General features: G+C 32.5%; 9 protein-coding genes and 1 tRNA gene. 1 reads left to right on the top strand and 9 read right to left on the bottom strand.

What is annotated here, in order from left to right; translation table 11 throughout:
* Positions 1-298 precede the first annotated feature (298 nt).
* The 6 genes from AC1ECF_RS06185 to AC1ECF_RS06210 form a co-directional block, all read right to left on the bottom strand.
* Complete coding sequence (locus AC1ECF_RS06185) at positions 299-640, bottom strand: hypothetical protein (RefSeq protein ID WP_480388538.1); 342 nt, start codon at positions 638-640, stop codon at positions 299-301.
* A gap of 208 nt (positions 641-848) precedes the next feature.
* Complete coding sequence (locus tag AC1ECF_RS06190; RefSeq protein ID WP_480388539.1) at positions 849-3,839, bottom strand: type I restriction endonuclease subunit R; 2,991 nt, start codon at positions 3,837-3,839, stop codon at positions 849-851.
* Positions 3,840-3,855: 16 nt separating this feature from the next.
* Positions 3,856-5,181 carry a restriction endonuclease subunit S gene (locus AC1ECF_RS06195; protein WP_480388540.1) on the bottom strand — a complete coding sequence of 442 codons (1,326 nt, stop codon included), beginning with the start codon at positions 5,179-5,181 and terminating at the stop codon, positions 3,856-3,858.
* Positions 5,178-7,190 (bottom strand): type I restriction-modification system subunit M, encoded by a 2,013-nt coding sequence (locus AC1ECF_RS06200; RefSeq protein ID WP_480388541.1) that lies wholly within the window; start codon positions 7,188-7,190, stop codon positions 5,178-5,180. The genes AC1ECF_RS06195 and AC1ECF_RS06200 overlap by 4 nt, the downstream gene beginning before the upstream one ends.
* Before the next feature lie 873 nt (positions 7,191-8,063).
* On the bottom strand, positions 8,064-8,774 hold the full coding sequence (locus AC1ECF_RS06205; protein WP_480388693.1) for a hypothetical protein: 711 nt from the start codon (positions 8,772-8,774) through the stop codon (positions 8,064-8,066).
* Positions 8,771-9,061 carry a hypothetical protein gene (locus AC1ECF_RS06210; RefSeq protein WP_480388542.1) on the bottom strand — a complete coding sequence of 97 codons (291 nt, stop codon included), beginning with the start codon at positions 9,059-9,061 and terminating at the stop codon, positions 8,771-8,773. The genes AC1ECF_RS06205 and AC1ECF_RS06210 overlap by 4 nt, the downstream gene beginning before the upstream one ends.
* A 207-nt stretch (positions 9,062-9,268) precedes the next feature.
* Between AC1ECF_RS06210 and AC1ECF_RS06215 the strand changes: the two genes are divergently transcribed.
* A complete protein-coding gene (locus AC1ECF_RS06215) occupies positions 9,269-10,156 on the top strand; it encodes an AlbA family DNA-binding domain-containing protein (protein WP_480388543.1) in 888 nt (295 codons plus the stop codon).
* A gap of 298 nt (positions 10,157-10,454) precedes the next feature.
* Here AC1ECF_RS06215 and AC1ECF_RS06220 read toward each other — a convergent pair.
* From AC1ECF_RS06220 to AC1ECF_RS06230, 3 genes are all read right to left on the bottom strand, one after another.
* Positions 10,455-10,544 (bottom strand) — tRNA-OTHER (locus AC1ECF_RS06220).
* Between the two features lie 152 nt (positions 10,545-10,696).
* Complete coding sequence (locus AC1ECF_RS06225; RefSeq protein ID WP_480388544.1) at positions 10,697-12,355, bottom strand: RNA-directed DNA polymerase; 1,659 nt, start codon at positions 12,353-12,355, stop codon at positions 10,697-10,699.
* 149 nt (positions 12,356-12,504) lie between these two features.
* On the bottom strand, positions 12,505-13,683 hold the full coding sequence (locus AC1ECF_RS06230; RefSeq protein WP_480388545.1) for an EVE domain-containing protein: 1,179 nt from the start codon (positions 13,681-13,683) through the stop codon (positions 12,505-12,507).
* Between the last annotated feature and the right edge of the window lie 277 nt (positions 13,684-13,960).

Here is a 13,960-nt window from a genome sequence, read left to right on the forward strand (position 1 = left end):
TTTTACATGTCACTTCTACTGAATTAATCAAAAACAACTTCCAATTACTCTTGAAGCGTTTTAGTCTGTAAAACTCAAACTATATTCTATTTTCTTAAACATCTTAATCCCCTTTTAACGAAACAACACATCCTCTTCTATCATCCTAAAATATATTTCTTGTTTAATAGTTCTTCTGCTACAGCTACATTTAATTTAGCATTTCGAATATTAATGGAACAATTATTATTTTAACATAAAATACATTTTATACCACTTGAAAAATATATGTTTTTTAATCGGTAATAAAAAAACACCCTTAAAAGAGTGTAAAGTTTTTCTTAGTGTCATCTAGAAAGAATACATCTGCATTTTCTTCAAATTTATCAACATCTAATTTTAATCCATAAACTTTCTGAAATTCATTTAGAATAAGTTCACCAGATAAATCAATTTCCTGCAATCGAACTTCGTACCGATATACATCGATAGCTGACATACGATAGTATTTCCCTTTTATAAGATATTTTTTTTCAGAGCAATGGAATATAAAATCATTAATATAATTGTGAATATCCTTTATACTGTTAAAGCCATACTTTTCTATTCGATCTAACACATATTTATCATATAATACCTTCTGATTGTTAACTAAATCCATTACTAATCTCCTTAATAAATCGTTATTTATTTAATATGTATCCTATCAGTATAATTCACTTTTATGGAGGTTAACGTTATGAAAGTACTAATAAAGACTTAGTTGATGTATAAACCCGAACCCCATTTACACTCTTAAAAAGAATAAAATGAGGTTCAACATTTATATATCTATTTAATTTAAACAAGTAAATTAAAAAAAACAAGTTTTAACTATTAACTTCCCCATATACCTCGTTCATCATATCTTCCATAATGTATGACTTAAACTCATCGTTCTCTAAAATCTTCATAAAGAAATCCTGGTTGCTGCTCATACGGTCGATAACGAAATCTATGAATGTTTTTTCGAAAGCAAATTTAAAGTTTTCTTTTGTGTTGTTTAATGCTTTTTGACGGATGTCTTCATCATTCAGCATATCCTCTTTCACCTGTTCACGAGCAAGGAAATCTGACTCTGTAAACTGGGTACCGAAGCGTTCATTAAGCTTTTCTAATATACTTGATAGACGAACTTTTTCATCTTCTCCGGGCCCACCTGCACCGTACTTTTGCGGATTGAGCTCTTCGCCACCTTTTACCTCTAACTTAATACTGCCATCAAATACCTTTTGGTTTCGATAGTATTCTAAAGCCACATCGTCTGCTAAGTAAACGCCCTTATCGCCTGCTAATCGTGGAAGTTTACGCAGTAAATACGTTAAGTAAATATACTGTTTATGCAAGTCTAAATCAATAAATGTTACGACTTGTAGTACAAATCCATAAGTACGAGTGAACTTTGTAGCTGCTTGTTTAAAGGCATCTTGCTCCTCGCCAGACAGTTTTTTAAAACGTTCAACACCTTTATCGAGAACCGCATTTAACTCTGTCTGAGCCTTCGTAGATTTCTTCACACCGCCTGTTACTTCAAGCTCATTGACCTTTTGTACTTCCTCTTCCGTAAACACCTGATATGGCTCGATTTCAGTTTGCATATCGTACAGGATATTCGGGTTTGTAATTTCAGATAAGCTTGTTGATTCATAGTACGGCTGGAATGAGTTTTTGATATCCTCTGGGTCGTTGATGAAATCGAGTACGAATGTATCTTCTTTACCAGGACATGTACGGTTTAAGCGAGATAATGTTTGCACCGCTTTAATACCGCTTAATGGCTTGTCTACATACATTGTGTGTAGTAGCGGCTCATCAAAGCCTGTTTGATATTTCTCAGCTACAAGTAACACTTTGTATTCATCTGAATGGAACTTTTCAGGTAGCTCTTTATCTGAGAATTTGTTCATGTCTGGCTCTGTATAGCTGATTTCACCGTCTTTCACCGTACCTGAGAAGGCTACAACCGTTTTTAAATCATCATAGCCCATTTCATTAATGTACTTATCAAAGGCGATTTTATAACGAACTGCGTGTAAACGGCTCGCTGTGACAACCATAGCTTTTGCACGACCACCAATTTTACGTTTTACGAAATTACGATAATGCTCAATAATGATTTCTGTTTTTTGTGCAATGCTATGCGGATGCAGTGATACGTATTGAGCGAGCTTTTTTGTTGCTTGCTTTTGTGATACTTCTGGGTCATCGTCTACTGTTTTGGCAATTTTCCAGAACGTTTTATATGTAGTGTAGTTTTCAAGAACATCTAAAATAAAACCTTCTTCAATCGCTTGGCGCATTGTATACTCATGGAATGCTACCGGTTTGCCGTCCACACCAACTGTACCGAACTTCTCTAACGTCTTCGGCTTCGGTGTAGCTGTAAATGCAAAGAACGAAACATTATCCTGCTTACCACTTTTCATGATTGCTTCTACGATTTTCTCGTCTACATCATCTAAGTTTTCTTCGGCAATACGATCTTCCTCATAAGCTGCCTCTAACGTCTTATCTGATAAAACATTCGTTAATGCAGTAGAAGCTTTACCACCTTGTGACGAGTGCGCTTCGTCAATAATAACTGCATACTTTTTACGCTCTAAGCCCGCTACTTTTTCTAAAATGAACGGGAACTTTTGAAGCGTTGTAATAATGATACGTGTTTCATTATTAATAGCACGTGCTAATTGCTCTGAATCTTTATCAATAGGCTCTACCATACCTGCTTTATGCTCCAGTTGATACACCGCATCTTGTAACTGCTTGTCTAACACTCGTCGGTCGGTAATAACGATAACACTACTAAAAATTGATTCATTGTTCTCGTTATGTAGCTTTGCTAAACGGTGAGCAAGCCATGAAATCGAATTTGTTTTGCCCGATCCAGCTGAATGCTGAATTAAATAGTTATGACCGACTAGCTTTTGTGCTACATCTGCTTCTAATTTACGTACTACATCAAGCTGGTGGAAACGAGGGAAAATAAGCATTTGACGCTCACCAATCGTTTCACCATTTGAATCTTTAATGTCGTCTTTCTTAATAAAGATGAAACGGTATAAAATATCGAGCAAACTATCTGGCACTAAAATCTCGTCCCATAAATAATGCGTACGATAATTGCTACCGTAAGCTAAAGGATTCCCCTTCCCACCATTATTACCTTTGTTAAATGGTAAGAAGTACGTTTTCCCTTTATCCAACTTTGTCGTCATAAATACTTCATCTGGATCAACCGCAAAGTAAACCGCAACACGCTCGTTAAATTTAAACAACTGCTCACGTGGGTCACGGTCAAACTTTAGCTGCTTCATCGCATGCTCTACCGTTTGATTCGTTAATGGATTTTTCAGTTCCATTACAACAAGTGGTAAACCGTTTAAAAACAGCACCATATCTAAGCTATTATTATGCTTGTCGCTGTAATACACTTGGCGAGCAACATTAAATCGATTTTTTGCATACTGCTCATTTAACGTCTTATTCATATCCGTAGGTGGCTTATTATACGCAAGCTGTAACGTCACACCACGATCTTTAATACCTCTACGTAAACATTCAACTAATCCTTGTTTATGCAGTTGGTCTTTAATACGCTTTAACACTTCTTCTTTATAAGAAGGACCATACGATTTTTCTAACGTACGCATACGCTTTTCCTGCGTATCCTCTAAAAATACAAATAACTCCTCAACGTCAATGGCATGTTGCTTGAAAGAAGAACTAGCATCACCTTCTAGCACATGCTTTTTATAACCATTTCCAATTAATGCCGATTCAATATTCGTTTCAAAACCTTTTTCAGATGTATCCACTGCCATGAACAACTCACCTCACTTAATCAAGTTCCATATCACGTACATCAATTTTTCCTGTAACCGCTTCGTAAATAAGAGATTGACGGTATTCTTTTAGTTTTTCGATTTGTTTTTTTTGATTACAAATAATTCCATTGTAGTCTTTTAAGATATTTTCAATATAAATTAGTAGTTCTTGTTGTTCATATTTAGAAGGTAAAACAATTGAAAGATTCTTTAAAGTTTCTGAGTAAATAACTTCAATTGTTGTTGCATTACTCAATAACTCTATTTGTTTCTTTATAAAATTTGTCTCATTAAAAATAATTTGAACCAATTTAAGTTCAATTAAATTAGAGCAAAGTTGCATTCTTATCAAACAAGGATGCAATATACCACATTCGATATTATTTGGAACGATAGCTGCTTTACCAATCGTCCCTCGTGTAGTAATTAATATATCTCGTGAATACACTTCAAATGATTTTAGTTCTTCATATTTTTCCTTCGAAATATAATAGTCACCTTTAACAAAATCATTATCCAATACAGTTCGTTGATTATATATCTTTACATCGTTTCCGTTCATGTCGTTATTAGTTAACTGACTTCCAAAAGGTCCAGTTTTAATAGCACCTTTTTTTGAAACTAATAAATGCTTTATTTTAACTAACTTCCAATGCTCGGGAATCTGACCAATCCAATCAACACCTGAATATTTCATTTTCACCTTTGGATTTAAACCTTTTATAACAGCTTCTGTAATGATTGATTGGCGCTGATTATTTAATAAAAGAATTAGTTTTTCTTTCATATCAATTAAATTATCAATCCTAGCTAATTGAACCTCTAAATAATTAGCTATTTTAATTTGCTCGCTTAATGGTGGATATGGAAGTTCCATATCTGAAAAATCTTTATAAGCAATTGGTTTACCATCTCGTAGACTTTGTGTTGTTGATGCAATAGCATCAATGAAACTTTGGGTATAGAATAAGAACTTATAATATTTAGGAGCTAAATTACTTCTGCAGGAAAATACCGTATACGCCGGACTAACAATTCCTTTATTGGTAGACAATTCAAAACCACTTTGGAAGCTTCTTAAGTGAATAACAAAATCTTCAGGTACAACTAATTTAAAGTTTTCTAAATCTTTAAATGCCATCACTGTTTTATTTTCTAATTTATCCCTCGGTATAACACCTTTACCCTTTGATACAGATAAAAGAGTCTCTTCTGGATAGCCTTTTATAGATTTCTCTTGGAAACCCCATTTAGCTCTCTTTAGTTCCCAATGCAATGGTATTTCGCCTAACCATTCATACCTAGAATCTTTATAATCTAAATATCTATTATTCTTCACACTAACACCTTCTTCAGCTGCTCAGTAATTTCCATTTCTAACGCACGAATCTCGTCCAGAATTTCTGATGAACTGCGTAATGCTGTGTATTTATAGAACTGACGAGTGAATGGTATTTCGTAGCCGATTTTTGTTTTTGTTTCGTCAATCCATGCATCTGGTACGTGTGGTAAAACTTCACGTGCAAAGTAGTCATGGATGCTTTCTTTTAACGGAACGTTTTCTGTATCACGTAAATCTGTATCTGGTTCGATGTCTGTTTTATTTTTCATGCATACATCAGCTGTTTCATCTTTTTCAGAAAGACCAGTTAAAATTGCTTTTAATACTGGTGCACCGATTGTAATACCAGCTTGTTTTAACGTATCCTTTACTAATTTCGTGAAGTCTTCACGATTTTTATATACTTTGTCGCTCTCTAACATGCGTAACACATATAAAATTTGCGTTTGTATCTTTTTACCTTCTTCAATTTCAAAATGACCCTCATCGCCTTTTTTCTTCGAGGTTGCTAAGTTGGCAAATCCTTTTTCACCTACAACACGTGCAAGACGCTCTTCATTTACTTGGAAGTTTAAACGTAATGGACGTTCAACCGTAATTTTTGCGTAACCGAAGTCTTCATTATTAAAAATTTTCACATACTCATTTGGCTGTGCATCACCATATAAACGTACAATTTCGTTAATCTGCTCCTCTGTAATTTCGTTACGTTTATTTCCCATGCCTCTTTTCATTTTTTGAGAGAAACTTACTGCATTAACTAAACGCACCTTTCCTTTATGAAGAGGTGCTTTATTGTTCGTTAAAATCCAAATGTACGTTGCAATACCCGTGTTGTAGAATAGGTCGTTTGGTAATGCCACGATGCCTTCTAATAAGTCCTTTTCTAGCACATACTTACGAATTTCGCTTTCACCAGAACCTGCATCGCCTGTAAATAATGGTGAGCCATTCATAATGATTGCCAAACGTGAGCCTTGTGGATTTTCTGCTGTTACCGGCTTCATTTTTGATAGTAAATGCATTAAGAATAATAGTTGTCCGTCACTTGTACGAGGTGTACCTGGACCGAAACGCCCATTAAAGCCTTGTTTCTCATGCTCTTCTTTAATCGGCTTCTCATATGATTTCCAGTCCACTCCGTATGGAGGATTCGATATTAAGTAGTCAAAGTGTTCACGTTTGAATTGATCATTCGATAACGTATTTCCTAAACGAATATTACGTGCATCCTCACCTTTAATGAGCAAGTCCGCTTTACAGATAGCATAAGATTCAGGGTTAATTTCTTGGCCAAAAAATTCTAAATGCGCTGTTGGGTTTAGACTCAGTAAGTATTCCTGTGCAACAGAACCCATACCACCTGTTCCAGCTGCACAGTCATATAATGTTTGCGTTAAGCCAGGTTTCGTTAAAATGTTCGCTTCGTCATGAAGGAATAATAAATGTGTCATCAAACCAATAACTTCACGTGGTGTGTAATGATCCCCTGCTTCTGCATTTTCATTGAAACGACGGATTAATTCTTCAAACACATATCCCATTTCGACATTGGAAACCGTTTCTGGATGTAAATCAATTTCGCTAAAGCGTTTAATAGTTAAGTATAATAAGTTATTCTGATCCAACTTATCGATCTGGCGGTCGAAGTCAAAGTGTTCCATAATATCACGAGCCACTTTTGAGAAACCATTTATATAATCACGTAAGTTATCAGCAATATTATCTGAATCTGTTAACAACTTGTTGAAATCATATTTACTTATATTATGAAAGTTTTGCTTCGATATACGATTTAAAATAGGCTCACGTGCTTCCTCAGTCATTGAAGCAAACTGCTCTGCCTTCGCTAATACTTCTTCTTTTGTACTTTCTAATACGCAGTCGAAACGGCGTAAAACGGCTAACGGTAAAACAATCTTGCCGTAATCTTCTGGCTTATATGGTCCACGCAAAATCTCTGCAATTGACCAGATGAAACTTACTTTATCTTGAAAATTGTTCATTGATATTCTCCTTAAATGTTTAAATCTATTTAAATAGTTTTTAGTAAAAAAATGCATAGGATAGAGTTTTTAATTTCACTACAGGATTCAATTATAATTGACATTGCAATAGAATAAAAGGTGACATCCTTTGCTAACATCTCTATCTGTAATCTTTAGATTGATTTTCCCAGAGCGAAAAATAAAAAACCCTTGAATAGCAAGGATTTGATATAACAAAATATTCATATATCAGATTTTGGATAGTCTTGGAATGCTGGTATATCAAAGATTGCGGTAGAATATATTATTTTAAAATTGACTGACTATTTCTATATTTCTATCTAACTTCAGTAAGTAGATATAGGTTATTTAATAATCTGAGTCTTTTAAACTGCTTGTTATTAAATTCTGTACTTTTTGTTATAATCATTTTTTAATAACGATTGATTATTTTCATTCCATTTCATATCAACACGCATAACTTTATTATCAGAAAAAATTAACAATTGACATGCTATAATATAATCTATATTGGCTAATAATAAGAAAAATCACTCCAAAACATATAAACAAGTTCAATATTTTTGAAAAGTCGACTGTAATTAATGGCAAAATTAATGTCAGAACAAAAAACGTGTAATCGTTCAATCCTAATTTGGAATATTTAGATATACTATATATCTTATTTAGATTATTTATTTTCTTCTCTGCAGCCTTAAAAATAAGTTTCGGAGAATATTTATATATGAAGAATGCAAGTGTAAATATTTATTAACTTCTTCAAATTTATATCTATAAATACCTATAAAATAGACGGGTGTATATGATATAATCCACATGATTATTTTTGTCCTTTTCCCCCACATCGTATACACCTCCAAATATATTTATTTATGCAATGACAGTGCGAACTCTATTAGTTAAAAAAGATTTCATAATTTTATCTTGGAAAAAGTGTAAAAGTATTGTTGGAGAATGATCTTCATTAAAAACAATTTTTCTTTCTGTAAAGTTAAAATGCTGAATCAAGTCATTTAAATCGCCAATTTCATTTAACAATTCTTCTCTTGCGTCACCAACCAGCCTAGTTAATTCAGTTGATATTTCTTCTAATTCTTGTATACGTTCAAGATAGTAAACTTGTATATTTCCATGAGTTTCAACAGACATATTTGCCAATCCACGTAAATGGAATGTATTAGATGCTCTTTGACAAAAACTTTCTTTTGCCTCGTCATCTATAAAGATATCTAAACTAGAAACGTATTGTAAGTTTTCGGAACTTTTTTGGGTTATATGATCTGTATAATTTAATGCATATTCAAACTCTTTTACTCTTATTATATATATATTTGCCGCATCAAAGAAAAAGGCAAGTGGTCCTCCAATCTCTAGAATTTTTTCTTGAATCTCAATTAGCTCATTAGGGTTAAAAAGTGTTAATTTTCTTTTTCTACTGTTTTTCCTAATACCTTTATAAAAACAAAAATACAAGGTATTACCTTCACTATTTAATTTAACAATTTGAAACTTACAATTTGTGGCTTCGTCTAAACCATCTTCAATTATTGCTTCTATTAATTCTTGTAACCTATTCTTTATAGTGTCGTATGAACTTGATTAGAATAATTGTAATAGCTCACTGTATCATTAATTTGTAATTCGTTATTATATTCAGACAAAATATAGTTTTCATCGATTTTCAACTCTTCCAATTCGCTAAGAATATGATTAGCTAAAAACTCTTCTAAATCATCACTTATAACCATTTCCTTGGAAGAGTATATTTTTTCAGCATTCATATCCTTCATTACAACATTTAAACTTAAATCAATATTATTTATATCAATATGATTTATAAAATGACTTGCTTCATCTATTTTCACCAATCTTATACACCCTTGTTTTAATAAATCAAAATTCATCTGCACTATTAATTCCGATAAGCGCTATGCCATTTTTAATAATTTTTCTCAAAACGTCTTATTATAACCTAATTGGCACTAATATGCCATTTATTTTTATATATGGTATATTCTATTTATACTAAATATTATATAGCAAAAAGATATTAACCGGAAAAGTAGGTGACTTAATTGAATCATGAACAATTCGAGCAATTATTAGCATTAGCAGAAGGAGAAATAATCGATTTTAAGAGTAGTTTTTATCATTCAAATAATTACGGCGACCTTCTAAAAGATGTCCTTAGCTTTGCAAATGGCCATTTAAAAAAGAATAAGTATATTGTATTCGGTGTAAAGGATCGCGAAAATATTAAAGAACTTGTCGGATTAGAAACATGTGTTGATCAATCAATCATTGATCAACTTCTGTTCGAGAATATCGAGCCTCATCTAGAAATCCAACTTCACTCTGTTATATATAACGATAAAAAGTTTCAAATTTTAGAAATCAAACCTAATAACAGACCTTACATATTAAAAAAGAAATATAAGGATAAAATAAATAAAGGTACAATGTGGATTCGAAGAGGAGCTACTAATGATTTTGTCACAAAATCAGATTTAGATAAAATGTATGAGATAGATAACGTTGAAATAAAAATAATGGATGGCCATCTCTTTGCTACCAGACCTAAAACTGGATGCGCTGATTTACGTTGTAAAATCAGCAATTACTTAAACAAGCCGATTACAATTACTTGGGGCTTCTTAGAAATTTATGAAGACGACAAACTCTTAACTTCTCATCGCTTATTTGGAACAAAAGATAATATTATAGGCGCAGATTATCAACTTAAATTAGCTCCTAAAGATGAATTAGTCGCTTACTTTGAATTTGGTTTCACATCTACGCAATGTTTGCCTTTAGGAATCGATCAAGATGGTGTGACTGAGAAAAAACTTACTTTAAGAGTTACATTTATTGATGCAGACGATAATGAATATGTGGCGACTTATGCTGATGGATTCATATTTGTTAAAGGGGATTATTTGTGGAAGGTAAGGTTAAAGAAATAAAAAGGCAAATAAGGAACCATAAATATTTCTATAAAGAATAAAACTTATCGTAGAATGTGTGTTAAATGCCTCTACCGATGAGTGAACAACATATTTTTAAAGATTCTTTATCAAATGTGGTGGTGTCGAAATCCAACCAAAATAGTTACTCTCAAGGAGTGAGTGTGTAAGTATGATTTGTATTTATTATAGCCCTTTTTATAAGACTTCCAATGAAACTCATTGAGTTTAAAAAAGTGTCAAAAACCCTTATTATCAAGGATTTTAACACTTTATAAAATCAGTTGATTTCGTAATATGGAGACGGCGGGATTTGAACCCGCGTCCAGAAACTCTATAACACTTAAGCTTCTACGCGTGTAGCTTACCTATTAGGGTTTCGCGTAACATTATGCCGACACTTAGAACCACAAGGGATTACACGCTTTAAAGCCGCGCTCATTTCAACGATTTTATCCACTAGGGAGTATTACATATTTACGAACTTGGTTCAAAGATCTGTAGTATAATTCACCATATCATAAAGCAGATATAAAGTTTTTAATACAATCTTCTTTTTCTTCGATTATTTCTTCTTACTTGCATTGTACTTTTAGAAACATTAACTTTCACTGGGACTACTTGTTCCTTGGCATCATAAAAACTAATATTCTTCTCAAATAAGTACTTAAAGAATTTATCCTCTAACAAAAAATTCTCCCCGTTTTCTGGTTGAAGCCATCCTTTAAGTATAGATTCATAAACCAGTAGCCAATTACTCTTGTATAGGTTTTCTTTTATCAACATGCTTGTCCATTTAGAAACATCTAAACTAGATATTTTTTTCTTAGAATACAAATCAAGTAACATTAACGAAATAATACAATCATCAATTTTCACCAATTCTTTTACTAACTTTACAGGTACTTTAAAATTAAATGTTTTACATAACCATAATGCCCAACTAATTTCATGTGTATGTCCAGATGGAATATGATAGTAAATAATTTCAAATAGGGTTTCCTTAAGCATGTTTTCATTAATATTATATTTGGCGTTTTTATACCCCAATAAAATTTCAGTAGCTGTAGACAAAATACTCGGTTCAACTACCATTGCATTATATAAAAGTGATTCGTAAATTTCCCATGAACTTGCTTTAACTTGTAAATCTGCAATTTCAGAAATTGCATATTTTAAAACTGATTCATTTGGATACTCTTTTGAAAGTTCAAATGCTCTACTAAAATATGTTAGGATTTCATCATCTGAAAAATCATTAGTTTCCAATTTTTTTTGGAAACTTCTTAACTCAATTGTCCATTTCGGCTCTACTACATAAGGTAATTCAATAATATGTGTTTTTTCTGGGCTTAACTCTAATTCTAAATCCTTAGCTATCTGATGCAATGTAGAGAGCGCTACTTGAGCTTCATTGTATGTTTTAAAGTATAAATAAAAATCATCAACAAAACGAAAGCCCTTAAGTCGAATTTTCTTTTCTTTCAACTCAGTCTGAAGTCTCTTGTCAATCGCTCCTCCAATGATTTCAGAAATCACCAATGATGTATCAGGTCCAATAGGAATACCAATAGTTTGGTTTTCTTGAGTAGCCCTTACAAACTTATCAATATCATTTCCAAATAAAGTTTTAAACAAACTCTTATCATTCAAACTCGCTTTTGACAACTCTTTACTATGTAACGCCCACGGAATAATATGTGTATAAATCGTAGGATAAAATCTAGAAATATCAGCTTTCAGCAAATATCTAGAATCAGTAGAACTTAAAATACTATGTTTAGATATCTCAGATAGGTTTATTTCCCTCGAGAATGTTCTCACTTCTCTTAAATTATTCGTTACTGATAATTTATTCACTTTAGGTTTACTTAACGAAATAGGCGATGATTGAACGAAACCATTAACGCCTTCCCAGTTTTCTACAATTTTTTGTGATAATTTTAATTGATGATATGGGTTAGGTATCCCTAAAGTCCTTCTAACATGTTTTACTTTAGGAATACTATAACTATAATATTTACTCGATTGTTCACCTTTAAAGCTCTTAATATAATTTGATATTTGTTCTGCTTTTTTTCCGAAATCTTTCGTTGTAATAGCTGGTATTATCTCGTATGGTAAATAACCTTTTGAGATTAAATTTTCTAAGGTTAAATTCTCCCCTCCTCCTTCAAGTAAATCTTTAAAATCATCCATAATATTTTCCCCTTTTCACCTATAAGTAATCTAATTCTCCATAAGATTTCTCTAGTTTAAATTACATACAGTACAATTATATCCGTAATGTTTCAAACACTCTTGTCGTGCTTTTGTATTCCTTTCATATTTGTTAACTGAAAACAGTTTTAGTTATTATGCCATTTAATAAGTTTTTTTAGGTCTTCCACACTCAATACATCATCTTTTCTCCTATGTATCATTCGATGACAATTAGCGCATAACGGCACTAAATCCGTTTCTGGGTTAATTTCAGTTGCTTTTTCTAATGTACTTAATGGTTTAATATGATGAACTTCAATAAAGTCTTTTCCACGCTCACCATACACTTTTTCAAAATTAAAGCCACAAGCAAAGCATGTTACACCATGAATTTCAATTGCTTTTTTTCTATTCTTAGGGTCACGTTCGTATGTGTTCACATAGTATGTTTTCTTCGTTCCCTCTACTCTATTACCTTCTTCTACTTCTTGAGCATCAATATCAGATTTAACCTTCTCGTATAATTCTTTTGATTTACCATAAATACTCAAGAGTCGAACAATGTCTTTATAATCTTCTCCCTTAGTCAGAAGAATCTCTATTAATTCTTCTAGTGACTTCCCTTCAAAAATACCTCTATAATCTGCTCTCATACCCAGATAATAGAGAATATTAGCTGAATCACGACCATTTGTATTCCCATCACGCCCAAGAATATTAATATCCATCCATCGATGTGTTTTATTATTTATTAAGTGTTCAAATATAACCTGGCCTTTCAGTTCATCTGGATAGTAGTTGTACTCTCTAACACGACCGTTAGAATCTAAAACTGGTAAATCATATGTATCACCTAAAGTTACATTATTGCTGGAGCTTAACTCTTTCCAAGCAATACTTAAGCTTAATCCTAAGTTATCGTCTAAAAGGTAATTAGTATTTTGTTTCAATTTTAATATAGGAAGTTCCTTCAAAATATCATCTTTAAGCAATACTGTACGCTTTAATAAATTTTCTACTTCTACCTCTAGAACCTTAAGTTCAACAGCCAAATATGTATCTCCACTCACATCCTCATACCAGTATCGAGAAGACCCATCATCGTTTGTATAATCCCGGGGTAGACTTATAACCTCTGTTCTAGCAATAATTCCCCCACTCCCCTTATTTGTACCGTCAGATCGCCAAATAAATACCACATCACCTAATTGAATTCGTTCAGCTAAATGATGTTGGCGAATAGACCACCAAATACTTTCATTCTCTAACAAATAATCATCAACATTGAATCTTTTTGGATTACCTTGAAATATCCATGTACTCATCTAAACCCTCTTCTCAATCGTTGCGTTCTGTAGATAAAAAAGGAGCAGTTAAATTATATGACTGCTCCTTTTAAAGTGAGATTCTAACTTCACACGCATAATTAATTAACCACCCATTATTATACAATGAGTTATATAAAATCTCATTAATGACATCATTAATTCCTAGTGAATATGAATTAGCATCTGCATATGGTATTGCTTCGACAGATGAACCAAAATGCCAACTCATTTAAATCTCCCTTTATATTCTATGAATTCTAAATAACTTAATAAT

The organism is Psychrobacillus sp. Z3-81, assembly GCF_056620325.1.